20 protein-coding genes are annotated in these 25,307 nt (G+C 66.1%); 14 read left to right on the top strand and 6 right to left on the bottom strand.

The genetic code is table 11. The features are described from left to right. Nucleotides 1–31: 31 nt before the first annotated feature. On the top strand, nucleotides 32–745 hold the full coding sequence (locus AC07M9_RS17310; RefSeq protein WP_494885387.1) for a hypothetical protein: 714 nt from the start codon (nucleotides 32–34) through the stop codon (nucleotides 743–745). Between the two features lie 77 nt (nucleotides 746–822). On the opposite strand, the gene AC07M9_RS17305 is transcribed toward AC07M9_RS17310, so the two are convergent. Further along, complete coding sequence (locus AC07M9_RS17305; RefSeq protein ID WP_494885385.1) at nucleotides 823–1,533, bottom strand: hypothetical protein; 711 nt, start codon at nucleotides 1,531–1,533, stop codon at nucleotides 823–825. A 61-nt stretch (nucleotides 1,534–1,594) separates the two neighbouring features. Continuing rightward, a complete protein-coding gene (locus AC07M9_RS17300; RefSeq protein ID WP_494885383.1) occupies nucleotides 1,595–3,031 on the bottom strand; it encodes an aldehyde dehydrogenase family protein in 1,437 nt (478 codons plus the stop codon). A gap of 165 nt (nucleotides 3,032–3,196) precedes the next feature. On the opposite strand from AC07M9_RS17300, the gene AC07M9_RS17295 reads away from it, so the two are divergent. The 10 genes from AC07M9_RS17295 to AC07M9_RS17250 all read left to right on the top strand — a co-directional run bounded on the left by AC07M9_RS17295 (nucleotide 3,197) and on the right by AC07M9_RS17250 (nucleotide 12,808). Then, nucleotides 3,197–4,609, top strand: coding sequence for an MFS transporter (locus AC07M9_RS17295; RefSeq protein WP_494885381.1), 1,413 nt, complete (start codon nucleotides 3,197–3,199; stop codon nucleotides 4,607–4,609). After that, entirely contained in the window at nucleotides 4,606–6,045 is a 1,440-nt protein-coding gene (locus tag AC07M9_RS17290) for an aldehyde dehydrogenase family protein (protein WP_494885379.1), read from the top strand. Before AC07M9_RS17295 ends, AC07M9_RS17290 begins: the two co-directional genes overlap by 4 nt. Before the next feature lie 25 nt (nucleotides 6,046–6,070). Beyond that, nucleotides 6,071–7,018: a 3-hydroxyacyl-CoA dehydrogenase gene (locus AC07M9_RS17285; protein ID WP_494885377.1), complete on the top strand. Its 948-nt coding sequence runs from the start codon at nucleotides 6,071–6,073 to the stop codon at nucleotides 7,016–7,018. Continuing rightward, nucleotides 7,015–8,424: a 3-isopropylmalate dehydratase large subunit gene (gene leuC / locus AC07M9_RS17280; protein ID WP_494885375.1), complete on the top strand. Its 1,410-nt coding sequence runs from the start codon at nucleotides 7,015–7,017 to the stop codon at nucleotides 8,422–8,424. Before AC07M9_RS17285 ends, leuC begins: the two co-directional genes overlap by 4 nt. After that, complete coding sequence (gene leuD / locus AC07M9_RS17275) at nucleotides 8,421–9,020, top strand: 3-isopropylmalate dehydratase small subunit (RefSeq protein ID WP_494885373.1); 600 nt, start codon at nucleotides 8,421–8,423, stop codon at nucleotides 9,018–9,020. Before leuC ends, leuD begins: the two co-directional genes overlap by 4 nt. After that, the gene (locus tag AC07M9_RS17270; protein ID WP_494885371.1) at nucleotides 9,021–9,659 is read left to right on the top strand and encodes an isochorismatase family protein; all 639 of its coding nucleotides are present in this window, start codon (nucleotides 9,021–9,023) and stop codon (nucleotides 9,657–9,659) included. It begins immediately after the preceding gene. A gap of 35 nt (nucleotides 9,660–9,694) precedes the next feature. Further along, entirely contained in the window at nucleotides 9,695–10,549 is an 855-nt protein-coding gene (locus AC07M9_RS17265) for an isocitrate lyase/PEP mutase family protein (RefSeq protein ID WP_494885369.1), read from the top strand. Then, nucleotides 10,546–11,688 (top strand): class I SAM-dependent methyltransferase, encoded by a 1,143-nt coding sequence (locus AC07M9_RS17260; RefSeq protein ID WP_494885368.1) that lies wholly within the window; start codon nucleotides 10,546–10,548, stop codon nucleotides 11,686–11,688. The genes AC07M9_RS17265 and AC07M9_RS17260 overlap by 4 nt, the downstream gene beginning before the upstream one ends. Nucleotides 11,689–11,822: 134 nt before the next feature. Then, nucleotides 11,823–11,993: a hypothetical protein gene (locus AC07M9_RS17255; RefSeq protein WP_494885366.1), complete on the top strand. Its 171-nt coding sequence runs from the start codon at nucleotides 11,823–11,825 to the stop codon at nucleotides 11,991–11,993. A gap of 311 nt (nucleotides 11,994–12,304) precedes the next feature. Then, nucleotides 12,305–12,808, top strand: a complete 504-nt coding sequence (locus AC07M9_RS17250) for a DUF892 family protein (protein ID WP_494885365.1) — start codon at nucleotides 12,305–12,307, stop codon at nucleotides 12,806–12,808. Nucleotides 12,809–13,229: 421 nt separating this feature from the next. Here AC07M9_RS17250 and AC07M9_RS17245 read toward each other — a convergent pair whose 3' ends face one another. The 3 genes from AC07M9_RS17245 to ocd all read right to left on the bottom strand — a co-directional run bounded on the left by AC07M9_RS17245 (nucleotide 13,230) and on the right by ocd (nucleotide 17,571). After that, nucleotides 13,230–14,606, bottom strand: coding sequence for an L-serine ammonia-lyase (locus tag AC07M9_RS17245; protein WP_494885364.1), 1,377 nt, complete (start codon nucleotides 14,604–14,606; stop codon nucleotides 13,230–13,232). A 240-nt stretch (nucleotides 14,607–14,846) separates the two neighbouring features. Further along, on the bottom strand, nucleotides 14,847–16,418 hold the full coding sequence (locus tag AC07M9_RS17240) for an amidase (protein WP_494885363.1): 1,572 nt from the start codon (nucleotides 16,416–16,418) through the stop codon (nucleotides 14,847–14,849). Nucleotides 16,419–16,521: 103 nt separating this feature from the next. Next, complete coding sequence (gene ocd / locus AC07M9_RS17235; protein WP_494885361.1) at nucleotides 16,522–17,571, bottom strand: ornithine cyclodeaminase; 1,050 nt, start codon at nucleotides 17,569–17,571, stop codon at nucleotides 16,522–16,524. Nucleotides 17,572–17,719: 148 nt separating this feature from the next. On the opposite strand from ocd, the gene AC07M9_RS17230 reads away from it, so the two are divergent. The 3 genes from AC07M9_RS17230 to AC07M9_RS17220 all read left to right on the top strand — a co-directional run bounded on the left by AC07M9_RS17230 (nucleotide 17,720) and on the right by AC07M9_RS17220 (nucleotide 22,350). After that, nucleotides 17,720–18,160 (top strand): Lrp/AsnC family transcriptional regulator, encoded by a 441-nt coding sequence (locus AC07M9_RS17230; RefSeq protein ID WP_494885360.1) that lies wholly within the window; start codon nucleotides 17,720–17,722, stop codon nucleotides 18,158–18,160. A 120-nt stretch (nucleotides 18,161–18,280) separates the two neighbouring features. Next, complete coding sequence (locus AC07M9_RS17225; RefSeq protein WP_494885358.1) at nucleotides 18,281–21,574, top strand: amidohydrolase family protein; 3,294 nt, start codon at nucleotides 18,281–18,283, stop codon at nucleotides 21,572–21,574. Nucleotides 21,575–21,753: 179 nt separating this feature from the next. Then, nucleotides 21,754–22,350: an FMN-binding negative transcriptional regulator gene (locus tag AC07M9_RS17220; protein WP_494885357.1), complete on the top strand. Its 597-nt coding sequence runs from the start codon at nucleotides 21,754–21,756 to the stop codon at nucleotides 22,348–22,350. Nucleotides 22,351–22,433: 83 nt separating this feature from the next. On the opposite strand, the gene AC07M9_RS17215 is transcribed toward AC07M9_RS17220, so the two are convergent. After that, entirely contained in the window at nucleotides 22,434–25,121 is a 2,688-nt protein-coding gene (locus AC07M9_RS17215; RefSeq protein WP_494885356.1) for a TonB-dependent receptor domain-containing protein, read from the bottom strand. Between the last annotated feature and the right edge of the window lie 186 nt (nucleotides 25,122–25,307).

The following is a 25,307-nucleotide window of genomic DNA, read 5'->3' as shown; positions in this document are numbered from 1 at the left end:
GTCCCTCGCGCCCACTTCGAAAGGACATACCATGCCCCTGACACGGACCATCGGCACTCACATCATCTGCTCGCTCGACAAGCTCGAGGAGCGGCATGACTGGGAGACCTTCACCATCAGCCACAATCCCGACGGCAGCCGGACGGCGCAGACGCTGTCGCGTTTCCCGGGCACGCAGGTCGTGCGCCACGTCACCCAGACGGTGTCCGCCGATTTCACCCCCGTCGACGGCGTCTCGCGGCTCTACATCGACAACGTGTTCCAGGGCATGCTGGTGCGCCGCGTCGTGGACGGCACGCTCACCTCGATGCTGATGCCGCCGAACGGCGCGCCGATCGACCAGGCGACGATCCCGTTCGCACACCCCGACACGGTGCTGGGCTATCACCCCAGCTCGGTCGAAAGCTGGAAGCTGCAGAAGATCGACCGGTCGATCAGGGGCCCGCAGACGATGCATCTGCTGACGGTCTCGCACACCTGGAACGGCGGCACGCTGGAGCACGCGATCCCGCTCGAATGCCAGGTCGAATATCTCGGCGAGGAGGAGATCACGACGCCGGCCGGGACCTTCCCGTGCCACCACTACGTCTGGCACACGCTCGCCTTCGACGGCGACCTCGACATCTACACGACCGGGATCGACGAGATCGTCGTGCGCATGGACGGCAGCGCCAAGCGGCTGCGCTATGAGCTGGAAACCTATGAAGTGACCGAATTCGACGACGTGCGCGAATTCGAGTGCTGACAGGGGGCGGGGGCGCCGGTTGGGCCGCCCCCGCCGTCCATGTCCTGTTGCAGCGCTAATGCGGCGCTAACGTGCCCTTATTTGTCGTGGAAGGGGTATTCCATCGCGTCGCCGAACTCGGTCATGGAATAGCTGTCCAGTTCCCACGAGAAACCGCGATGCGGGCCGTTCATCTTGGCGACGATCTGGTCTTCGCCGGTCGACCATATCTCGAGGTCGCCGTCGAGCTTGCCGGTGCTCCAGACGTAGTGGCGGCACGGGAACGTCCCGGCGGGGACCGTCACCTCGTCCTCGCCCAGATAGCGGACCGGCATGTCCGCCACCCCGCCGTGCCCGATCGTGCCGCCGTTCCAGGTCAATGAACTGGACAGATAATGCAGCATCTGCGGCTCGCTGTGCGAATGGTCGAGCTTCTGCAGCTTCCACCCTTCGACGGCCGAGGGGTGATAGCTCAGCATCATATCGGGCGTGTCCAGTGCGATCTCGGCGGTGTCGATCGGCCCGCCGTCGGGCGGCAGCACCAGCGAGGTCACCGTGCCGCCGGTCACATGGCGCACCATCGCGCCCTGATAGACGCGGTCGGTGAAAACCCGCACGAAACCGTCGATCGGCGTGAAATCCGCCGCGACGCTCTGCGTCACGTAGCGCACCATGATGTTGCCGGGAAAACGCCCCATGGTCTGCGCCGTACGGCTGCCGTCGGGATTGGACGTCACGATGAACGTCTCCCAGAACAGGGTGCTTTCGGGATTGTCCAAAGGCCGCATGATATACGATCCTACCGTCATTCTGACGTTCATTCGAGACACTCCGTTTCGACGAGAATGGGCGGCGCCGCCGCGCGAGCGATCAGACGGTCTTCACCGCATGGATGACCTGCATCCGCATCGCGCCCTTGACCCCGTGGTCGGCGAAATCGAAGCCCATGCCCGACGCCTTGATGAGCGGGAAGGGCAGGTTCAGGTCGAAATTGCCGTGCTGGTTGACCCACCCCGTGCCGACCGCGAGCCGCGAGGCGAGCGCGATGCCGCGCGGGATATCCGAGGTCCAGAACGAACCGGTCAGGCCGTACGGGCCGGCGTTGACCCGGTCGATCACGTCGTCGAGGGAGTCGTAGGCGATGACGGGCATGATCGGGCCGAACTGCTCTTCATCGACGATTTCGGCGCCGTCGGAGAGCCCGGCGATCACGGTGGGGGGATAGTAATAGCCCTCGCCCTCGAGGGGCGCGCCGCCGGTCAGGATGCGCCCGCCGGCGAGCCTCGCGCCGTCGACATAGCGGCAGATCTTGTCGAACTGGATCCTGTTCTGGATCGGCCCCATTTCGGTTTCGGGATCGAGTCCGTTGCCGATGCGGATCGTTTCCACCGCGCGGACCAGGGCCTTGCAGAATTCGTCGTGCCGGGCGGTGGGGACGTAAACCCGCTTGACCGCGGCGCAATACTGCCCGCGATTGGCGAGCGACTTCTCGACGATCATCGCGACGAGCGCGTCGACCGAGCCGTCGTCGAGCAGGATCGCCGCGTCGTTGCCGCCCAGTTCCAGCGTCACCGGACGCAGGTGGCCGCCGGATTCGCGCGCTATGGCGACGCCGGTCGCGGTGGAGCCGGTGAAGGAGACCTTGTCCACGCCGGGATGGGCAACCAGCGCCGCGCCCGAGGCACGCCCGCCGCCGATTACGTTGAGCACCCCGGGCGGAAGCACCGCGCGGGCCAGGCGGCCGATCTCAAGTGTCGTGAGCGGGGTCAGCTCGGATGGCTTGAGCACCACCGTGTTGCCGCCGATCAGTGCATTGCCGACCTTCTGGAAGCCGAGCGCGATGGGAAAGTTCCAGGGCGATATCGCCGCGACCACGCCCAGCGGATGCCATGTCTCGACCACCTGCCGGCTTGCATCGTCGACCAAGACGCGGTCCTCGACCCGGATCGCCGCGAAGGTCCGCATGCTCGCCGTGCCCAGCGTGATGCAGATGCGGGCGGTCGCCAGCGGCATGCCCTGCTCCATCGTCTGCAGGGTCATCAGGTATTCGATGTTGTCCTCGATCACGTCGGCGAGGGCGTGGATCAGGCGGGCGCGCTCGTCCCAGCTCAGCGCCGCCCAGCCCGGCTGGGCGCGCCGCGCCGCCGCGACGGCCATGCCCACTTCGGCATCGCTGGCGACGGGGCTTTGCTGGAACGGCTTGCCCCGCGCCGGGTCGAGGACATCTTCGAACGCGGTCGCGACGGGGGCACCGCCGATCGTCTGCGTGAAGCTGGCCCGGAGGATGGTTTCCACATGGTCGCTCATGACGTTTTTCCGATGTCCCTGGTTCGAAGCGGGCGGTGATGGAACGGATTGCCCACACCTCGCCCGCGCCTGCGGATCATAAAATACGCAAACATAATTTGGTTTTTATGTAAAAGTGTCAATACAAACTTGACATGCATCGAGCCGTGGGATGTACTCGCGGTCATGCAGAACCGTCCCCGACGCGATAAGAAACTCGCCGCTTTGTCGCTCGCGATCGCGGTGACAGTCTTCCTCGTGCCGGCGATTCTCCGCAGCGCGGTTATTGCAACCGCGCTGGCCGTGCTGGTCATCGCCGCGATGCCGAGAAACACGCGGGGGCTGACCCTGGCGGCGATGGCTGCTCTGGCCTGGGGGCCGACAGTCATCATGTCCTTCGCCTTCTCGATATTCCAGCGGCCGATCACGCAGGAATTCGGCTGGACCCAGACGCAGTATGCGAGCGCGCTCACGATCGGTGCGTTGATCGTGATCGTCACCTCCCCGTTCGCTGGCCGCCTGTTCGACCGTTTCAACGTGCGCATGTTCGCGATCGCCTCCACCGTGGTGCTGGGCCTCTTCCTGTTCTGTCTCTATTGGCTCCCTGCCTCGCTGCTATGGTTCTATGTCCTGTTCGGCATCATGCAGCTGGCCGGGGCCGGGATCTCGTCGGTGGCGTTCTCCCGGGTGATCGGTCAGTGGTTTTCCGAGTTTCGCGGGCAGGCCTTCGGCACGGCGGTGGCGGGCGTGGGCATCGGCGGCGCGATCGCCTCCGCCTGGACCCAGTACATGATCGAATGGCTCGGCTGGCGCGCCGCTTTCGCCAGCCTGGGTCTGGTCAGCCTCTTCGTCGTCGCGCCGATCCTGTTCGTGTGGCTGCACGACAAGCCCGAAAGCAAGGGGTTGGCGCAGGACGGCCGTCCCTTGGCGGTGGGGGCGGACGGGACCCGCTCCGCACCGAACGCCGCCGCACCCGCTTCCCCCGCCCTGGGCTATACGGCCAGGGAATCGCGAGCGCGGCCCGTCTTCTGGAAGATGGCGCTGGTGTTCTTCGTGATGTCGCTCGGCACGGGCGGCGTGATGCTCCAGCTCTTCCCCATCCTGACCAGTAACGGCGTCCCGGCGGATGAGGCCGTCGTCGCGCAGGGCGCGCTGGGCATAGCGCTCATCCTGGGGCCGCCCATGGCCGGCTATCTCATGGACCGCATGTTCGCGCCTTATGTCGCTGCTATCTTCGCGCTATTTCCCATGATCGGCACGACAATGCTCGCGATGGGCGCCACCGGCTGGCAGGCGACCTTCGCCACGATGACCATCGGCATGGTCGTCGGCGCCGAAGTCAACTTCATCGCCTACCTCATTCCCCGCTATCTGGGTACGCGCGCCTATGCGGAGAATTTCGGCTGGATATACGCCTTCTTCGCGACCGGATCCGGCTTTGCGCCGCTGCTGACCTCATTGTCGGCGGACATCTTCCACAGCCATGCGCCGGCGCTGTATTTCTTCGTCGGCACCTTTGCGGTCGCCAGCATCCTGCTCTCGCGCCTCGGCCCTTATCACGCCGGCATGGAATCCCTGCAAGAGATCCCCCAGACATGAACGACTTCGTCGAGCGCATTCGCGCTGTCGGTTTTACCCAGACGATCGACGGACAGCCCGTCGCCACGGCTTTCGAGGACGTGATCGATCCTGCGACCGGGGAGGCGTTCCAGCGCAGCCCGGTGGCGTCGCCGGAAGACGTGGACCGGGCCATCGCTGCCGCGCGGCAGGCGCAACCGGCCTGGGCTGCGCTGAGCTGGGATGAGCGCGAACACCACATCCGCCGTCTTACCGCCGTGATGGACGACAACGCGCCCTATCTGGCGACGCTGCTGACCATGGAGCAGGGCATGACCGCTGCGGCGGCTCTGCCCGCTATCGTCGATGCTGCCGCCAGCCTGCGCCTGCTCGCCTCCGTTCGCATTCCAGACGCGGTCCTGATCGACGATGCGACGCGTATGGTCACCCAGCGCTGGAGCCCGCTGGGTGTGGTCGCCGCGATCGGGCCCTGGAACTATCCGGTCGGGCTCGGTTTCCAGAAGGTCGCCAATGCCCTGATCGGCGGCAACACCGTCGTGCTCAAACCCTCGGAATTCACCCCGCTCACGACGCTGGAGATCGGACGCCTGGCTCGCGATGTCCTGCCGGCCGGGGTCTTGAACGTCATCGGCGGGGGGCGGTCGGTCGGTGCGGCGCTGGTGGCGCATTCAGGCATCGACAAGGTCTCGTTCACGGGATCGACCGCCACCGGGGTGGCCATCGCCCGGCAGTCCAGCGAATTTCTGCGGCCGGTCACGCTCGAACTGGGCGGTAACGACGCCGCGATCCTGATGCCTGATGGTTCCGTGCCGGCGCTCGTGGCGGCGATCGTCGCCACGGCGCTGGCCAATCGCGGGCAGTTCTGCGCGGCGATCAAGCGGGTCTACGTGCCCGCCGCGATGCATGACGAGGTCTGCGCGCAACTGGTGGCCGCCGCGACGGCCATTCGCATCGGCTCCGGGCTTGACCCCGAGGTCGATATGGGGCCCATCCAGAACAAGGCGCAGCTTGAAAAAATCCGGGCTTTCGTGGACGACGCAAGGGCGGCCGGGGGCCAGATACTGTGTGGTGGCATGTCCCTCGATCGCGCGGGCTATTTCTATCCGCCGACCGTGATCGCGGGACTGTCGGACGGGGCCCGAATCGTCGATGAAGAGCAGTTCGGGCCGATCATCCCGGTCGTCGCATACGACGATCTCGATACCGTCATCGCGCGCATCAACGGCGGTCCCTATGGGCTGACGGGATCTATCTGGACGACCGACATCGCGCGGGGCAACGAGATCGCGGCTCGCCTTGCCGTGGGCACCGGCTGGGTGAACCAGCACGGCGCCTTCGACACCGCATTGCCCTTCCCCCAGATCAAGGCCTCCGGGATGGGCGTCGATTATGCGGACCACGGTGTGCGCAGCGCGATGCGCATGCAGGTCATCCACGCCCTTAAGCAGGCCGGGTGATGAGCGGATGGGCCGGGGAACTGGAATGACGACGGTTGACGACATAAAGACCGTTGCCGTGGTGGGCAGCGGCCTCATCGGCACGGGCTGGGCGATCCTCTTCGCACTCTCGGGCCGCGAGGTGCGGCTGTTCGACGCCGACCCCGCAGCGCGTGTCCGGGCGCTCGATCTTGCTGCGTGTGAACTGGCGGCCATGGCAACGGCAGGTCTGTGTGACGACGTGGAAGCCGCTCTGACCCGGATCGTCACCTGCGAACGGATCGAGGATGCGGTCGGCGCGGCCGCATATGTGCAGGAGTCTGTCTTCGAGCGCATCGACGTGAAGCGCGGCGCCTGCGCCGCGATCGACGCCTGCCTGCCGCCGAATGCCATGGTAGGCAGTTCCACCTCCGGCATCCTCGCCTCGGCCTTCACCGAGGAACTGCGCAACCGCGAGCGCTTCTTGGTGGTTCATCCGGTCAATCCGCCCCATCTGGTCCCGCTGGTCGAGATCGTTCCGGCACCGTGGTCCGACATGGCGCTCGTGCCGGTCATCCGTGACCTGATGACCGCAATCGGCCAGGCCCCGATCACGGTGACGCGCGAGATCGAGGGCTTCATTCTCAACCGCCTGCAGGGCGCGCTGCTCAACGAGGCCTGGACGCTGTTCGGCGAGGGCTATGCCAACGTCGCGGACATCGACCTGGCGGTCTCGCACGGTCTGGGAACGCGGTGGTCGTTCATGGGGCCGTTCGAGACGATCGACCTCAATGCGCCCGGCGGCATCGCCGACTATGCGCGGCGGCTGGCGCCGCTCTATAGTTCGATCGGCCGCTCGCGCGGGATGGCGCCCGACTGGTCCGAGGGCACGGTTGCGCGCGCCGCGACGCAGCGGCGGGGGGCGCTGCCCGGAAGCGAACTGGCCGCGCGGTCGGCATGGCGGAACCGGCGATTGCTGGAACTGGCGGCGCAGCGCCGGGAGGAAGCTCTATGACGAAAGCGCGCACCCTCTACGAAAAGCTGTGGGATACGCACGTCGTGCGCGACTACGGCGATGGCACGGCGCTGATCTATGTCGACCGCCACCTGCTTCAGGAGACCAGCACACACCAGTCCTTTGCCGGTCTGCGCGCGGCCGGACGGATGCCGTGGCGTCCCGCGACGAACCTCGCGCTGCCCGATCACGCGGTCCCGACAACGTCGCGCGACCTCGCCATGGCCGAACCGGCGGCCCGGGCACAGATCGAGGCTCTGCGCGTCAACGCGCACGATTTCGGCATCGAGCACATCGATCTCGATGACCGGCGGCAAGGCATCGTCCATGTCATCGGGCCGGAACTGGGCTTCACTCTGCCTGGCACGACGCTCGTGTGCGGTGACAGCCACACCTCGACCCACGGCGCATTCGGCGCGCTGGCCTTCGGCATCGGTGCCAGCGATTGCGCCACGGTGCTGGCCACGCAGACGATCGTGCAACAGCGCGCGGCGACGATGGAGGTCCGCCTGGCCGGCACGCTGCCGCCCGGGGCGGGGGCGAAGGACATCGCACTCGCGCTGATCGGGCGGCATGGCATCGGCTTCGCCACCGGTTATGCGGTCGAATACCGAGGTCCCGCAATCGCGGCCATGTCGATGGCGGCGCGCATGACCTTGTGCAACATGACGATCGAGGCAGGGGCTAGGGTGGGGCTGGTCGCGCCCGACGAGACGACCTTCGCCTGGCTGGAACACACCGAAAGAGCGCCGCAGGGCGAGACTTTCGCGCAGGCGCTGGCCTATTGGCGGACCCTGCCGTCGGACCCTGAGGCGCGCTACGATCGGACGGTGACGTTCGACGTCTCGGCGCTCGCGCCCCAGGTCACTTGGGGCACCAGTCCGCAGGATGCGCTGCCGATCGACGGGCATGTGCCTGATCCGGCGGACACTGTTACCAAAGGAGAGCGCAGGCGGATTGCGCGCGCGCTGGACTACATGGGGCTGGACGCTGGCATGCTGCTTGGCGACATCGCGATCGACCGCGTCTTCATCGGTTCTTGTACGAACGGGCGGATCGAGGATCTGCGGGAGGCGGCAAAGGTCGCGCACGGCCGGCAGGTCGCGGCCCGTGTTCGGGCCATCGTCGTGCCGGGCTCTACCGCCGTGAAGAAGCAGGCGGAAGAAGAGGGGCTAGACGACATCTTCCGGTCCGCCGGGTTCGAGTGGCGCGAAGCGGGGTGCTCGATGTGCGTCGGGATGAACGGCGACATGGTCGGGCCGGGCGAGCGCTGTGCCTCGACCTCCAATCGCAATTTCGAAGGCCGGCAGGGCCCACGCGCGCGAACGCACCTGATGAGCCCGGGCATGGCTGCTGCCGCCGCCGTCACCGGCCGGCTGACCGACGTGCGCGAGCTGGTCCGATGACCCCGCTGCGCCGGATAACTTCGCAGGTCCTTCCGCTGATGGAGGACAGGGTCGACACCGACCTGATCTTCCCGGCGCGATTCCTCCTGCTGATGCAGCGCGAAGGACTGCGCGATTGCCTGTTCCGCGATCGCCGGTTCACGGCGGAAGGGGCGCCCATACCGGGGTCGGTCTTTGACGATCCCACACTGGCCGGGGCGCAGATCCTGCTTGCCGGAGAGGATTTCGGCACCGGATCGAGCCGCGAACAGGCGGTCTGGGCGCTGGACGATTTCGGCATTCGCTGCGTGATCGCCGTTTCCTTTGGCGAGATATTCGCCGCCAACGCCCTTCGCAACGGCATGCTGGCGCTGCCGCTGCCACGCGCGGAAATCGAGCGGATCGCTGCGGCGGGCAGCGTCACGGTCGATCTCGAGGCGCAGGAGATTCGCGGCCCCGACCTGCCGATCCGCTTGGCCATCCCGCCGGCAACACGGCAGCGGCTGCTGAGCGGGCTCGATGAGATCGACGGCATTCTCGCCAACGAACGGGATGTGATCCTCACCTTCGAGGCGCGCCAGCACCAACTCCAACCCTGGCTATACGAGAACCTGTAAATGAGCGACGACCTGACGGACAACTACAAGCGCGCCTATGGCCGCCGTGTTGGCTTTGGCGAACGGCCCGCACTGCTGCTCGTCGATTTCGTCCAGGGCTATTTCGATCCATCGTGCGATCTCTATGCCGGCGTCGAGGAGGCCCTGGCATCGGCGCTCCGCGTGCGCGAGGCCGCCGCCGCCGCAGGCATCCCGGTCATACTCACCAACGTCGTGCTGCATCCCAGCGGTATCGACGGCGGCCGCTTCTTCGAGAAGTCGAAGCCGATGCGCTATTTCACGCGGGGTAATCCGATGGCCGCCTGGCCCAGCGGGCTCGAACCCCGCGAGGAAGAACTCGTCGTTTCCAAGCAATATGCCAGCGCCTTCTTCGGCACGTCACTCGCCGCCACGCTGACGGCGATGGGCCGCGATACCGTGCTGCTCACCGGCGTGACCACCAGCGGCTGCATCCGCGCGACCTGCGTCGATTCGATGCAGCACGGCTTCCGCACGATGGTGGTCGAGGAAGCCTGCGGCGACCGTCATCCCGATCCGCACCGCGCCAACCTCTTCGACATGGAAGCCAAGTACGCCGACGTCGTCAGCGAGGCGGAGACGATCGCCTACCTCGCGGCACTTTCGCGTCCGCCGGCCTGACCGGCCCCTCTCATTCACGATCCCAGGAAGTCCCCATGGCAAGTCCCATCCTTCGACAAAAGCTGGCAAGCGGCAATTTCTTCGTTGTGCCCGGCATCCAGGACATGATCACGGCGGTCATCGCCAACAAGGTTGAGTTCGATCTCGTCTACGGCACCGGCTATTGGCTCACCGCGTCCGCCTGGGGACTGCCCGACGCAGGCATCGCCACCTTCACCGAAATGCGCAATCGCATGGAAACGCTGGTGCGCACGAGCAACGCGGCGGTCATTGCCGATGCCGATACCGGCTACGGCGGGCTGCTCAACGTCCATCACACGGTCAAGGGGTATGAAGCGGCGGGCGTAACCGCGATCCAGATCGAGGATCAGGAATTTCCCAAGAAGTGCGGGCATACGCCGTACAAGCGCGTGATATCGACCGAGGACATGGTCGAGAAGATCAAGGTCGCGGTAGAGGCGCGCACTTCCGAGGATTTCCTCGTCATCGCGCGCACGGACTGCCGGCAAAGCGAGGGCATGGACGGCGTCATGCGGCGGCTGGAGGCCTATGCGAAGGCCGGCGCCGACGTGCTGTTCCCAGAAGCGCTGACCAGCGAGGAAGAGATGCGCACCACCTGTTCCGCGTTCGGCGTGCCTATCGTCGCCAACATGGCCAATGGGGGACTGACCCCGGTGCCGGTGTCGTCGGTTCTGGCGGAGATCGGTTTTGCCTTCGCGATCTATCCGGCGATGACCAGCCTGGTGGCGAGCCGTGCGGTCGAAAAGGCGCTTCTCGACCTCAAGCACAACGGCATCGGCGAACCCGCGGACATCTTCAATTTCAAGGAATTCTGCTCGCTCATCGGCTTCGAGGAGGTCTGGGAGTTCGAGAGGAAGTGGGCCAAATGACTTCGCTCGAAGCGAGCAGGATCGATCGTCTGGCATTCACGCCCGATCACGACGAAGCCGCGCGTCAGGCCTTCGTCGGGAGCCTCAAGCGGTTTGTGAACTTCGAGGTGGAAGCTGCCCTGGCCAGGCAATTCGAGCAGGTGGCGGCACCGGCCTATGGCTTTGCGACGGGCGCCCGGCCTTCCAATCGCGAGGAGGCGGTGGCGGCGCTGGAAAAGGATCCGCTTTTCCGGCTCTGGGCGACGCTTACCCACCATAGCCAGAACCTGATGTGGGATGCGGTTCAGGAGACCACTGACCGCCTGCTCGAAGACCGGCTCGCCGCATTCCGGAACCTGCGCGACACCCGCCCCAGTGGGGGCAGTCTTCATCTCGCTGAAAGCCTGGTGGTTCGCGCGCCCGTCAGCACGACCGAAATTCATCGTCAACCCGGCGGATACTGGCGCGAGAGAAGGGCCGACGACATCGAGCAGGGGCTCAATTACACCGGCGCGCTCGAGCTGTATCGCGGCGCCAAGGGCATGTCTGCGAACAAGGCGAACGAAGACGGTTCGATGGGCCGTTTCATGATCGAGGTGGCTCGACGCCGGGCGCCCGATCTCATCCCGTCCGCGATCCTAGACATGGGCTGCGCGACGGGCGACCAGACCCAGGCCTACAAGCGCCTGTTCCCGGACGCCCGGGTGGTGGGCCTAGACTGCGCCCGGCCGCTTTTGCGTTATGCCCACGGCAGCGCGGAAAGCGCCGGGCTGGCCATCCAATTTCACGAATGCGACGCCGCCTCGACGGGTTTTCCCGATGAGAGCTTCGACCTCGTCACGTCCATCATCATGTTCCACGAAACCTCGGAAGCACAGGTCGGCCCGATCCTGAAGGAATGCTGGCGTCTGCTACGCCCCGGGGGGCTGATTCTGCATCTGGACATTCCGTATCACGCGCATCGCACCGAACTGGTGAAGCAGGCGACGAATGACTGGCAGGTACAGCACAATGGCGAGCCATTCTGGACCGGTTTCGTCGATCTCGACATGGCGTCCGAACTGGCCAAAGCCGGGTTTGATCGCGAAACGCTTTTCACGGCATACGAATCTTCCGGTGCGGCAACGTACTTCTTCTTCGGAGGCCGCAAGCCATGGTGAAACCGGTCGGCACGCAAGACCCTCGATGGCCTTCCGGACCTCCGTCCACGCCGCGCAATCTCACGTTTCTCGAAACTCCTGCCGTTGACCATCTGCTCCGCGCAGTGGTTACTCTCACGATGGAGATGTCCGTCATGCGGGACAGGATCGACTCGATTGAGATCATTCTGACGCGCGAGGGGAGAAACATGGCGGATGAAATAGATCGGCTTGCATTGTCCTCGGCTCAGGAGGCGGAACGTAAAATCGATCGCGAGCGACTGATTCAGTCTGTCCTGCAGCCTTTCCTTGAAGAAAATGCCTGAATGGCGGCGACACCGTTCCACGGTCCCAAAAGCCGTTGAACGGACGAGCTAAAGGCGATGCCATTATGGCCGAGCACTGGCGGGAGGGGATGCCTAAAACAGCACGCGCGATCGTCTGGTAACGGCGGCATCGATCTCTTCCCGATGTACTAAATTGGCCTATTATTGATAATATAAAATAATTCAGGTTAAGTTTAAGAAATTTAAAAATAATTATCTTTATAGTGAAGGTCGGAAATTGGAACCTTACGGAAGGTGTATGGCTTTCATCGCCAGCTGAGAGCGTGCCGCTCTGGTATTGGAGAATCGCCATGTCGACCCCTGAAAATCTGAGCGATGTTTACATTGATGAGTTGAAAGATTTGTGGTCTGCCAACGATCAGATGCTCAAGGTCGTGAAGAAATTAACGACCAAGGCGAGCGACCCGGCAGTCAAGGATATGCTGGCCAAGTCGCATGTCGGTATCACCCAGCACACGGCCGTGTTGAAGGAGCTGATCGCCGGGCAAGGCGAGAAAGTGTCCAAGGAGCATTGCAAGGGGATGGAAGGTCTCGTGACCGAGGCGAAGAAACATGTCCTCGAGGAAGGGCCTGCCAAAGGGCCAGTGCTCGACGTTCTGATCATCGCTCAGTACCAACGCATGAGCCATTATGGCATAGCTGGGTTTGGAACCGCAGCTGCCTTTGCCGCAGCGCTGGGATTGAAGGACGACAATAACAAGCTGCGCGACGCCACCAAGGATATTTACGGCGGCGACGAATATATGACTAAACTGGCAGAAAGTTCGGTCAACCTTCAGGCAGAAACGGCCTGACTTCTTTCCCGCCCTCCGCTCCACCGTCCCCACGGCGTGGGGCGGGGGCATAAAGGCGAGAACTGGGATAGTGCCGCGACCGGCCGCGCCTGTATCCTGGGCTATGCGCATGGCGATGGGCCGAGAAGCGCGTGGCTGCGCACCGTGGAGCCCGGCAATGCATGCAACGTATTCGGCCCGCGATCGTCGCTCGACCTGGACCGGCTTTCGGGGCCGATCGCGATCTTCGGGGACGAGACCTCGATCGGCCTCGCGCACGCTGCGGCTCATCAGATGCCGTATGAGTCCGTAACGTGTCATTTGGAAGTCGACGGAGCAGACGCCGTGCGCGACGTCACCGCACAACTTGGCCTCCACGACGCAGCCTTGTTCGAAAAGCGCCATTGTTCCGGCGCAATGTGCTGGAGTTTTGAGGCTTGCCTCAACAGGCCGGCGCGTAGATCGCCAGGCCGCCGAGCGAGGTTTCCTTGTAGCTTTGCTTCATGTCGCGTCCGGTGCGGCGCATGGTGTCGATGACGTGATCGAGGCTGACATAGTGCTGCCCGTCACCGCTCAGCGCGAGCCGGGCCGCGTCGATCGCCTTGACCGCGCCCATGGCGTTGCGTTCGATGCAGGGGATCTGGACGAGGCCGCCGATGGGGTCGCAGGTGAGGCCGAGGTTATGCTCCATGCCGATTTCCGCCGCGTTCTCGATCTGCGCGTTCGAGCCGCCCATCACCGCGGCGAGGCCCGCCGCCGCCATCGAGCAGGCGACCCCCACTTCGCCCTGGCACCCCACTTCCGCCGCGGAAATGCTGGCGTTGCGTTTGTAGAGCGCGCCGATGGCCGCAGCGGTGAGCAGGAAGGTGGTGCGGCTTTCGAGCGTGCCGACCTGGAAGCGCTCGTGGTAGCGCAGCACGGCCGGAATGACGCCGGCGGCGCCGTTGGTGGGCGCGGTCACGACCTTGCCGCCGGCGGCGTTCTCCTCGTTGACGGCGATCGCCCAGAGGTTGATCCAGTCCAGCATGGCCAGGGGGTCGCTGAGCGCGCGCTCCTGCCGGGCGCGGATCTCCGCGTGCAGCCGGTTCGCGCGGCGCTGCACCCGGAGGCCCCCAGGCAGTTCGCCGGTCCCGGCGAGCCCGCGTTCGATGCACTGGTCCATGGCGCCGAGGATCTGGGCGAGCCCTGCCATCGTCTCGGCGCGGGGGCGCCGGGCGTCCTCGTTCGCCAGCGCCACCTGCGCGATGGTCATGTCGTGCTGTGCCGCCGTGGCCAGCAGTTCGGACGCGTCGCGGTACGGGTAGGGCTCGAGGATCGCGCCGGCCCTGGCGGGACCGGCCGCGACATCGTCTTCGTCCAGCACGAACCCGCCGCCGATCGAGAAGTATGTTCGCGAGCACAAGGCGTCACCGTTGTCGCCGTAAGCGGTGAAGCACAGCCCGTTGGGGTGGAACGCGAGCTGGTCGCCGCCATGCCACAGCAGGTCCTGCGCCTGGCTGAAGCGGATCCGATGGTGGCCCGCCAGCGCCAGCGTTTGCGTATCCCGGACCCGGTGCAGCAGCTGCGCGGCGCTGTCGGGATCGACGCTCTCCGGGTCTATGCCGTGCAGGCCGATGATGACGGCGGTGTCCGTCGCATGGCCCCGCCCGGTAAGCGCGAGCGAGGCATAGAGCGCAGTCGTCACGCGGGTCGTCGCCGCCAGCAGCCCGTCGGCCTCGAGCGCCCAGACGAAGCGGCAGGCGGCGGTCATCGGGCCCATCGTGTGCGAACTGGAGGGTCCGACGCCGATCTTGAAGAGTTCGAATATGCTGAAGGGCACGTAAAAGTCCTTTCGCGGGGGTGCCAAGGCGCTGGCCGCTGGATTGGTCGGCGCGCCGAAGCCGCGGCTAGAATAGGATCATCTTATCCTGAAACGTCATGCCGCGCAGGTGCAGAACCCATCTCCTGTGGCGTCGGGTTGCACAGGCATCGAATGGGTTCCCGCCTGCGCGGGGATGACCAAGGATGCCACGCGATCACGATCTGGCGCAGCCGCCGCCACTCATCGCCTCAGGCGAAATCAGCCCTTGCCGCGCAACGCTGGCGGCAGGCTCGAGGCGATCCACGGCGAGGCCTTCTCGTAAGCGTGACCGACCTGCAGGACGCCTAGGTCGTCGTGACGGCGGCCGATGATCTGCAGCCCGATGGGCAGCCGCTCCGCGCCGCCGAAGCCGGCGGGGACGGCCATGGCGGGCAATCCCGCCATCGTTGCGGGGAGAGTGACTTCCATCCAACGATGATAGCTGTCCATCGCCTTGCCGGCGATCTGCGTCGGCCAGCGTTCCTTGACGTCGAAGGGAAAGACCTGGGCGGTGGGCAGGACGAGAAAATCGAAATGCTCGAACGCGGCGTCGAAGGCCTGGTAGATGCGGCTGCGGCCGGCCGAGGCCTCGGCGAGCAGCGGCCCGGTCAGCTTCATGCCGCCTTCGACCTCCCAGATCGCCTCGGGCTTCATCAGCGCGCGCTTGGCGGGGTCGTCGTAGAAGGCCTGGAGATCGGCGCCGACCGACCACTGCCGCAGCTTCGTCGCGGTGCGCCACATCTCGGCCGCCGGTTCGGTGAGCGTGGCCTCGTCGACCCGCATGCCGATCGCCTCGAACGCCTTGAGCGCCTTGGCGCAGGTCTCCATGATGCCTGCTTCCATGGGCAGCGCCCCGCCCAGGTCGCCCAGCCAGCCGATCCTGCCGCCCTTCCAGTCGCGGTCGAGCGGCCGGGCGAACGTGGCGGGATCGTCGCCGAGCGAGAACGGCGATCGCTTGTCGCCGCCAGCCTGGACCGAAAGCAGCATGGCAAGATCCGCCACGGTGCGGCCCAGCGGCCCCGAGGTGGCGAAGTTCTGCCAGAACATGTCGCTGTTGGGCACCGAGGGCACGCGGCCGAATGACGGGCGCAGGCCGAACACGTTGTTCCAGCCCGGGGGATTGCGCAGCGATCCGCCGAAGTCGCTGCCGTCGGCCACCGGCACCATCCGCAGCGCCAGGGCGACCGCGCCGCCGCCGGTGCTGCCGCCGGCCGCGCGGCCGTGGGCGTAGGCATTGTGGGTCGTGCCGAACACAGGGTTGAAGCTGTGCGAGCCCAGCGCGAATTCGGGGACGTTGGTCTTGCCGACGAAGACGGCGCCGGCCGCGCGCATGCGGGCGACGACGAGGCTGTCGGCGGCCGGGATGTTGTCGCGCAGGATCGGCGAGCCCTGCGTGGTGCGGATGCCCTTGACCGGGGCAGTGTCCTTCACGGCATGGGGGAAGCCGTGGAGCGGGCCGTGGAAGCGGCCGGCGGCGGCGTCCTCGTCCATCGCCGCCGCCTGGCGCAGCAGCACCTCGCTGTCGACGCGCGACACGATGGCGTTGAAGCGCGGGTTCAGCCTGTCGATATGCGCCAGGTGCGCGGTCATCACTTCGCGGCTCGACAGGTCCCGCCGGTGGATCGCGGCGGAGAGATCGGTCGCGTTCATCATGACGATGTCGTTCGGAGCGGAAGCGCCCCGCTCCGACTTGGCGAGAGCGGGCGCCGCGCCAGCGGCCAGCACGACCGGGGCGGCCGCCAGAACCGTCCGGCGGTCCATGGTCATGCGTTCGAAGATCGTATCGCCCATTCTCATTCTCCAGTCTGGTCGGGGCGCTTCTTCGCCTCGCCGCTTGGACCGTAAAGGTCCAAGGTTGTTGCGAGGCGCGGGACCAAGCCCCGCGCCTCGCACCTCAGGCGGCGGCCCGCTGCAGCATCCCGAACAGGTCGCGCGGATCGTCGGGATCGGCGAGAATGTCGAGCTGCTGGAAGAAGGCGGTGCCTTCCAGCTTGCCCAGCACATAGCGCAGCGCGGAGAAATCCTCCACCGCGAAGCCGACGCTGTCGAACAGGGTGATCTGCCGGGCGTCGGCGCGGCCTGGCGCCTCGCCGCTGAGGACCTGCCAGAACTCGGTCACCGGGTAGGAGGCTTCCATCTGCTGGATTTCGCCCTCGATGCGGGTCTGCGGCTCGAACTCGACGAAGGTGGCGGCCCGCGCGAGGATGTCCTTGTGCAGCTCGGTCTTGCCCGGGCAATCGCCGCCGATCGCGTTGATGTGGATGCCGGCGCCGACCATGTTGTCGGACAGGATCGTGGCATAGGCCTTGTCGGCGGTGCAGGTGGTGATGATGTGGGCGCCCTCGATGGCGTCCTGCGAGGTCTCGCATGCGACCACCGTGAGCCCCGAGCCTTCGAGATTGCGCGCCACCTTGCGGGTGGCGGCGGGGTCGATGTCGTACAGGCGCACTTCCTCGATGCCGACGATGGCCTTCATGGCGAGCGCCTGGAATTCGGCCTGCGCGCCGTTGCCGATCATCGCCATGACGCGCGAGTTCGCCGGCGCCAACTTGCGCGCCACCATCGCCGAGGTCGCCGCGGTGCGTAGCGCCGTCAGCAGCGTCATCTCGGCCAGCAGCAGCGGGTAGCCGGTATCGACACGCGCGAGCAGGCCGAACGCGGCGACCGTCTGCAGCCCCTTGGCGATGTTGCTGGGGTGGCCGTTGACGTACTTGAAGGCGAAGGCTTCGCCGTCCGAAGTCGGCATCAGTTCGATCACGCCTTCCTCCGAATGCGAGGCCAGCCGCGCGGTCTTCTCGAACTTCGGCCAGCGCAGGTAGTCCGCCTCGATCGCATCGGTCAGTTCGCGCAGCATCGTCTCGATCCCGAAATGATGGACCAGGCGCATCATGTTCTCGACACTGACGAAGGGAATGAAGGCGAGCGGGGACGGAGCGGGAGGCATCGATGTCTTGTCCTGTAGTGAGTGGCCTGACGATCCTAGGCTGGCAAGCGGTTGGTATAAATCGCAAGACCGCCTTGCAAACTGGCCAACATTGCGCAAATTTTACGGCTTGATTGTGCAATTTGCTCAAAGGGAAAGCGATCCGGGCATGGCATCCTCCGCGAAATTCATCCCCGACGACCTCGATCGGCGGATCATCGGTCACTTGCGCGCGGACGGGCGTGCTTCGCTGTCGAAGCTGGCTGATGCGCTGGGCGTGGCACGCGGCACCGTGCAGAGCCGGCTGGACCGGCTGGTCGACACCGGGACGCTCCTCGGCTTCACGATCCGGGTCCGCGACGATTACGACGACCTGTCGGTGCGGGCGGTGATGATGATCGAGATCACCGGCAAATCGACGACGCAGGTGATCCAGAAGCTGCGGGGAATCGTCGAGATTCGCACGCTGCATACGACCAACGGCAACTGGGACCTCGTCGCGGATATCCGCGCCGCCACGCTGTCCGAGTTCGACCGGGTGCTGCGGCAGGTGCGCATGATCGACGGGGTGCTCAACAGCGAGACCAGCCTGCTCCTGAGCACGGTCTGACCGGCGCCCGGCGGCCGGACTGGCGGTGGTCCCATCGCCGGACGCAAACTGGATGTTTCGCGATGGACGGGGCAGGGCGATGACAAGGTCCTGACGAGAACGATGCAAAGGGTTGATGCAGTGAGCAAATGGTTGGCGCGTTCGGCGATCCTGGCATGCATGGCGCCGCTTCCCGCCGCCCCGGTGTTCGCGGACACGCTGCCGCCGCTGGCGGGGCGGGTGATCGAATACGATACCCGGGAAGTCACCTGGCCCGCGCTCGACCTCGCGCCCGATGGCAGGACCATCCTGTTCGACCTGCTCGGCGACATCTACGCGCTGCCGCCGGAAGGCGGGAAGGCCCGGCCGGTGATGACCGGGGCCGCGTTCGACACCCAGCCGGTATTCTCGCCCGATGGCCGCCACATCGCCTTCGTCAGCGACCGCGACGGGCGCGAGAACCTGTGGATCGCCGATGCCGATGGCAGCAATCCCCGCCGCGTCTCGCGCGATGACAGCGGCGTGCCCCACTACAGTTCGCCGGCGTGGTCTCCCGACGGCAGGACGCTCTACGCCTCGCGCATGATCTGGGGCGTGCTGGCGTTCGAGCTATGGTCGTTCGACGCGGCGAGCGGCGCCAGTGAGGTGCTGGTCAGGGCGCAGCCCGGCGGCGCCGATCTGCACCCGCAGCGGCGCAACGCGATGGGCGTGGTAGCCTCTCCGGACGGCAAGAGCCTGTATTACGCCACCAAGGCGGGGACGACCTGGACCAGCGGCCCGCTGCCGCACTGGACGATCGCGCGTCTCGACCTCGCCACGCGCCAGCAGCACGCGGTGGTGACGACGCCGGGCGGCGGGATGAGGCCGGTGCTGTCGCACGACGGACGCTGGCTGGCCTACGCCACGCGCGAGGGCGACGAGACCGTGCTGCGCCTGCACGACCTTGCCAATGGTGCGGACCGGTTGTTGCATCGGCCGCTCGATCCGGATGGACAGTCGGGCGGATACTATGTCGACCTGCTGCCGCGCATGGTCTTTTCGGCCGACGACAGGAGCATCTACCTGGGGCTCGGCGGCGGCCTGAAGCGGCTCGACGTCGCCACCGGGGCGTTGGCGGATATTCCCTTCGAGGCGCATGTGCGGCACGAGATGGCGCCGGACCTGCGCCGCCAGCACCGGATCGACACCGGCCCGGTCCACGTTCGGGTGATCCAGACCCCGCGCCTTTCGCCCGATGGCCGGCAGGTGGTGTTCGGCGCCGTCGGCCGCATCTACCTGGCCGCGAACCGCAAGGGCGCGAAGCCCCGCCGCCTCGACGTGCCCGGCGCCGCTTGGCAGCCGAGCTGGTCGGACGACGGGCGCTTCGTCACTTACGTCACCTGGACCGCCAAGGAGGGCGGCCACGTCTGGATCGCGGCGGTCGACGGCAGGACCGCGCCGCGCCGGATCACGGCGCAGGACGCCTATTATTCGGAGCCGCTGTTCCTCGCGGGCGGCAAGGACGTCGTGGCCTTTTCCGCCAGCCAGCACGACCGGCTCTACCGTTCGGCGGAGAGCCTCGGGCCGATGCCGTCCACGCTGGTGCGCCTGCCGGTGGACGGAGGCGCGATGACCTCGCTCGGCGATGTCGGCGCCGCGATAGACCTGCGCCGCGATTCCGATCCGGCCCGGGTGCGCTATTACGCGGATGGCTGGATTTCCTCGCACACCGTGGATGCCGCTGCGCCCGGCAAGGAGGCGGCGCGGCATCTGGTCAAGCTGCTCGCCCGGCCGGACAGCCAGTACTTCGATGCGCCCGCGCCGCTCAAGAACGCGCAGCTGAGCGAGGACGGCAGGACGGCGCTGGTGCGCTATGCTTCGCAGCTCTACCTCGTCCCGGTGCCGGAGGCGAAGCAGGGCGAGGCGCCGACCGTCACGGTCAGCGATCCGGCATCGGGCGCGCGGCGGATCACGGCGATCGGCGCGGACTACATGGACTGGGCGCCCGGCATGCGCTCGCTCGTCTGGTCGGTGGGTTCGACGGTGCGGCAACTGGCGATGAGCGCCACGACCGACGGCGCCCCAGCCGCCATCGAGAAGCGGGCGCGCAGCGTACCGATGGACGTGGTCCTGCCGCGCGACGTGCCGCGTGGCAGCCTGCTTCTGCGCGGGGCGCGGGTCGCCACGATGAAGGGCGACGAAGTCATCGACGACGCCGACCTTCTCGTCGTCGACAACCGCATCGCCGGGATCGGTCCGCGCGGGACCGTCAAGATCCCCCACGGCACCGAAGTGCGCGACGTGACGGGCAAGTTCATCGTCCCGGGCTTCATCGACTCCCATGCCCACTGGTTCGAGACGCGCCGCCGCATCTTCGACATCGGGCATTGGGATTTCGCCGCGAACCTGGCCTACGGGGTGACCGCCGGGCTCGACGTGCAGGCGTTCGATCCCGACGTGTTCGGCTATGCCGACATGATCGACGCCGGCCTGATGACCGGCCAGCGCGCTTTCTCGACCGGGGAGGGGGTGTTCCGCACCAGCCCGATGGCCGGCCGAGAGGACGCCATTGCCACGCTGCGGCGCTATTCGGACTACTATCGCACGCCGAACATCAAGCAGTACATGGTCGGTGACCGGGCCGAGCGGCGGCGCCTGATCGAAGGCGCGCAGGCCCTCGGCCTCATGCCGACGACCGAGGGGGCGAGCGATTACCGCCTCGACCTGACCCAGATGCTCGACGGCTACGCCGGTAACGAGCATAGCCTGCCGATTGCGCCGATCCATGACGACCTCATCCAGATGCTCGTGCGCTCGCGGATTTCCACGGTGCCGACGATGCTGGTGCTCTACGGCGCGCCGGGTCCGCTGGGGGCGATGACGGCGGGGCACCAGCAGGACTTCGACGCCAAGCTGGGCCGCTTCGTGCCCGAGTTCGCGTTCGCAGCCAAGCGCGATTCCGCGCAGTGGAACCGGGCCGACGGCCAGGGCTTCGCCCGTTTCGCACAGCAGGCAAGCGATATCGGCAGCGCCGGCGGACTGCTCGGCGTCGGGGCGCATGGCATCGTGCAGGGGCTGTCGTATCACTGGGAACTGGAGGCGATGGCGTCCGGCGGAGCGAGCCCGGCGCAGATCCTGCGCGCGGCGACGATCGGGTCGGCCGAGGTCATCGGGCGAGCGCTGGACCTCGGCTCGATCGAGCCGGGCAAGCTGGCCGACCTGCTGGTGCTCGACAAGGACCCGCTGGCCGACATTCGCAACACCCGCTCACTGGACCTGGTGATGCAGAACGGGCGGCTGTACGATGCGGCCACGCTTGGCGAACAGTGGCCGCGTCGAAAGGTGCGCGATGCGCAGTGGTTCGAAGGCATGTCCCAGCATCAGGTCGCGGCAGCGATCGCGACGGCTAGCGCTTTCGAGGAGGCGCAGGGCAACGCCGCCTCGTTCGAGTATTGAGTCGGGGCGGAACGGCGAAAACGAAGCGAAGCTCCGTGTCTTCGTCTCGTTTTCCAGCACCCGCCGGGTGATGCCGCTGGACCGGCCATTTTAACAAGACTGGACCTTGAGATGGTCCAGTTCCTGACCCACGGACAGTCCACGTGGTAAGTATTGCTGCGTGGATAGGGAGCAGTGCTTTGAACGCTACATTCGCAGCCCATGGGCCGCAGGACATCCGTTTCCTGATCGAGCGGTATCCGCTCGCCTGGGTGCAGTCCTGCGTCGATGCGAACCAGGTTCAGTCATCGCTGCTGCCGCTCGTCGGCGAATACGACGAGCAAGGGCACCTCGTCGCGCTCATCGGGCACATGGCGCGGCACAATCCGCTGTGCAATGCGCTTCGGGAAGATGGCCGCACGAGCATCCTGTTCACCGGACCGCAGGGCTACGTCTCGCCCGAACACGCGGGTCTCCGCGACTGGGCGCCGACCTGGAACTACGTGCAGCTGCGTATCGCTGCCGACCTGCATTTCGACGATGCGCTGACCGAGCCCGCCCTCGAGATTCTGATCGACGAGATGGAGCGCGCCCGCGTCGTTCCGTGGTCCAAGAAAGAACTCGGCGAGCGCTATTCCCGTCTGGCCGGAGCGATCATCGGCTTCCGTGCCGAGATCCGCTCGAGCGCGGGGATATTCAAGCTGGGCCAGGACGAGCGCCCCGAGGTGCTCGCCCATATCCTCGCCTCGCATCCCGACCCGGTGATGGTGGAATGGATGCGCCGCTTCAATCCCTGATGTCGCCGGCACCATGACTGAACGGCCATGAAAAAGGCGGCGGGTGTGAACCCGCCGCCTTTTGTGTGTCGTGGGACGAGGCCTCAGAACTCGAGGCGCACACCCGCGGTCATGTAGCGGCCGATGACGTCGTAGTAGGGCGAGAAGGTCGAGTAGAGGGGCGGGTTCTTGTCGAACAGGTTCGACACGTTGCCGTAGAGCTCGAAGTGCTTGTCGCCGTCGCCGAACGGAACCTTCTGGCTCAGCTGGAGGTCGAAGTAGGTATAGGCCGGGATGCGGTTGTTGGTCAGCGCCGTGGCGGTGCGATTCCAGTAGCCCGACGAGATGTAGCGCGCCCGGACCAGGCCGCTGAAGCCGTCGCTGGCATAGCCGACCGAGGCGTTGGCGCGGATCCGCGGCACGCCGTTGACGAAGGCGTAGCCTTGCGACTTCACGTATTCGACCTTGGTAGTGCCGTCGTCGGTGGTGAAGTGGTTCACCCAGGTGCCGACGAGGCGGAAGGTGAACCGGCCGTTCGCCTCGTTGTTGACCGGCAGCGTGTAGGCGACTTCGGCGTCGACGCCGTCGGTCTTGAACTCGGACAGGTTGACCGAGGACGAGGCGACGCTGGTGATGCGATCGTCGCTGTTGCGGGTGATGTAGTCGCACAGGCTGGTGTTACCGCCGTTGCAGCGGTCGATCAGCACCTGCGCGCTGATGCTGGTGATGACGTCCTGGATCGCGATGTTGAAGTAGTCGATCGAGGCGGTCAGCCCGCGCAGCGGGGCGGTGGTGATGCCGGCGGTCCAGGTGTCCGACTTCTCGGGCTTGAGCGCGGTGTTGCCGCCGCCGTAGACGACCACGCTGCGGCTGCCGTCGGTGGTGTGCTGGGGGTCCACGATGTTGACGTTGCTGACCGTCTGGTTGGTGTAGAGCTCGCTCACGTTGGGCGCGCGGATGTCGCGCGAGCGGGTGACGCGGCCGATCACGCCGGGCAGGAACTCGTTGGTGGCGCCCAGCTTCCACGACCATACCGTGCCGCTGGTGCTGTAGTCCGATGCGCGCACGGCGCCGTTAAGCTCCAGCTTGCGCAGTACGGGCACGTCCTTGATCACCGGCACGACGACTTCGGCGAAAGCCTCCTTGACGTCGTACTTGCCGCTCAGCGAGCTGAACCGGAAAGACGTGAAAGCCCTGGCGGCATCGAGTTCGCCGACCTTCGACACGGTCGAGAGGTTGCGCCCTTCCGCGCCGATCGCGATCGAGACCGGCCCGGCAGGCAGGTCGAACGGCTCGCCGCGCAGCGAGACGCCGTACGTGTCGATCTTGTTCAGGCTGTTCAGGCGCGGGGTGCCCGTGACGTAGTCGATCGCAGCCTGCGAGGGAGCGCCTTCGCCGAACAGGTCGATCGGCACGCAGCCCGCCGCGCCCGAGCGGCACACCGCCTGGCCGGTGGTCGGGTCGATCACCGAGTCCACCGCATTGGCGAAGTTCTGGGTGAGCAGGAAGCCGGGGGTGTTGATCTTGTTGCGGTACTGGCCGTGGCTGTAATAGGCCCCGTAACGCCAGCGCCCGTCACCGAAGCTGCCGTCGAGGGCGAGGGTGCCCTGGATGCTGCGGCGGTCGAGGTTGATGGTGCTGTACGACAGGTCAGCATTGTAGCGCGCCATGGTGAAGCTGGTCTGCCCGGCGGCGGCCAGTGCCTGCTTGATGCTGTCGTTCAGGAAGGCGTTGTCGGACTTGATGGTGACGCTGCTCGTGTGGTCGCCGAACCAGGTGTAGCTGTTGTAATAGCGCGAATAGCGCACGTCGGCGCTGAGCTTGAGCGTATCGGTCAGCTCGAACGAGGCCTTGGCCATCACGGCGTAGCGTTGCTGCGGGGTGATCAGCGGGCTGCGCTCGTCGTCCGAGGGGCCTTCGCCGCCCACCATGTTGGTGCCGACGATCGTGCCGATGTCGGGCGTGCGCAGGCTGCCGTCGGGATTGAAACCGTAGCCCTTGAGCGCGCCGGAGGTGATGTAGCCACCGATCAGCTGGGTGGCGAGGCCGACGTCGGGAGTCAGCGTGTTGCTGATGGTCGCGAAACGGCCGGTGTTCTTGCGGTCGGTCTTCGCGAGGATGCCCTTGTTGTCGAGGTATTCGCCGCCGATCACGAAGTGACCGCGGCCACCGGCGAAGCTTGTGCCGTACTTGCCCTCGAACTTGATCTGCTGCGCGTCGCCGCGCGAGGAGACGCCGCCCTCGGCGCCGAGGCGCACACCTTCGTATTCACCGTCGATGATCATGTTGACCACGCCCGCGACCGCGTCGGATCCCCAGGCCGCCGAAGCGCCGCCGGTGACGATGTCCACGCTCCTGACCATGATCGAGGGGACGGTGTTGAGGTCGTTGTCGCTGACGAGGCGGCGGCCGTCGACGAGGACGAGCGAGCGGGTTTCACCCAGGCCGCGGATGTTGATCGGGAAGCGGCCCGCCTGGGCATTGGTGCCCGAGGTCTGCGGCGACTGCGAGGCCTTGAACTGCGGCAGGTCGGCCAGCGCGGCACCGATGTTGGTGCGGCTCACGACGTCGAGATCAGCCTGAGTCATGTGGAGCAGCGGGGTGGGCGATTCGTAGCCGGGGCGGTCGATACGCGAGCCGGTGACGACAATGTCGCCCGGCGCGGAGGTCGCAGCGTCTGCGTCGGTCTGGGCGGCAGACTGGGCCATAGCCGGAGCGGCCGAGACGCTCAGTGCGAGAAGCGCCGTGCCTGCCAGAATAGACTGGCGTCGCGCGCGAAGAAGCTGTTCCATCAATTAAATCCCTGATTCACGGCCGCCCTCGTCGTGGAGAGCGATCTGACACGGCCTTGCGGCCGGGGGACCGATGAAACAGAAGGCCGGTCCGGCGGAACATCCACTTTCGGGAAGTTGAAGGGACCAACGTCGAAGCCTGTCGTTCGAAGCGTCAACCGGCGGCCTTATTGCCCGGTTACGCTC

It is taken from the genome of Novosphingobium sp. GW821-FHT09E05 (assembly GCF_059416165.1).
The sequence above is the reverse complement of the archived record's forward strand: the minus strand, read 5'-3'. Positions and strand labels throughout refer to the sequence as shown.

Bases quoted from the DNA above. Each gene is read 5' to 3' on its own strand.
- AC07M9_RS17310 (WP_494885387.1), top strand. From the start codon at position 32: ATGCCCCTGACACGGACCATCGGCACTCACATCATCTGCTCGCTCGAC.
- AC07M9_RS17305 (WP_494885385.1), bottom strand. From the start codon at position 1,533: ATGACGGTAGGATCGTATATCATGCGGCCTTTGGACAATCCCGAAAGC.
- AC07M9_RS17300 (WP_494885383.1), bottom strand. From the start codon at position 3,031: ATGAGCGACCATGTGGAAACCATCCTCCGGGCCAGCTTCACGCAGACG.
- AC07M9_RS17295 (WP_494885381.1), top strand. From the start codon at position 3,197: ATGCAGAACCGTCCCCGACGCGATAAGAAACTCGCCGCTTTGTCGCTC.
- AC07M9_RS17290 (WP_494885379.1), top strand. From the start codon at position 4,606: ATGAACGACTTCGTCGAGCGCATTCGCGCTGTCGGTTTTACCCAGACG.
- AC07M9_RS17285 (WP_494885377.1), top strand. From the start codon at position 6,071: ATGACGACGGTTGACGACATAAAGACCGTTGCCGTGGTGGGCAGCGGC.
- leuC (WP_494885375.1), top strand. From the start codon at position 7,015: ATGACGAAAGCGCGCACCCTCTACGAAAAGCTGTGGGATACGCACGTC.
- leuD (WP_494885373.1), top strand. From the start codon at position 8,421: ATGACCCCGCTGCGCCGGATAACTTCGCAGGTCCTTCCGCTGATGGAG.
- AC07M9_RS17270 (WP_494885371.1), top strand. From the start codon at position 9,021: ATGAGCGACGACCTGACGGACAACTACAAGCGCGCCTATGGCCGCCGT.
- AC07M9_RS17265 (WP_494885369.1), top strand. From the start codon at position 9,695: ATGGCAAGTCCCATCCTTCGACAAAAGCTGGCAAGCGGCAATTTCTTC.
- AC07M9_RS17260 (WP_494885368.1), top strand. From the start codon at position 10,546: ATGACTTCGCTCGAAGCGAGCAGGATCGATCGTCTGGCATTCACGCCC.
- AC07M9_RS17255 (WP_494885366.1), top strand. From the start codon at position 11,823: ATGCGGGACAGGATCGACTCGATTGAGATCATTCTGACGCGCGAGGGG.
- AC07M9_RS17250 (WP_494885365.1), top strand. From the start codon at position 12,305: ATGTCGACCCCTGAAAATCTGAGCGATGTTTACATTGATGAGTTGAAA.
- AC07M9_RS17240 (WP_494885363.1), bottom strand. From the start codon at position 16,418: ATGGGCGATACGATCTTCGAACGCATGACCATGGACCGCCGGACGGTT.
- ocd (WP_494885361.1), bottom strand. From the start codon at position 17,571: ATGCCTCCCGCTCCGTCCCCGCTCGCCTTCATTCCCTTCGTCAGTGTC.
- AC07M9_RS17230 (WP_494885360.1), top strand. From the start codon at position 17,720: ATGGCATCCTCCGCGAAATTCATCCCCGACGACCTCGATCGGCGGATC.
- AC07M9_RS17215 (WP_494885356.1), bottom strand. From the start codon at position 25,121: ATGGAACAGCTTCTTCGCGCGCGACGCCAGTCTATTCTGGCAGGCACG.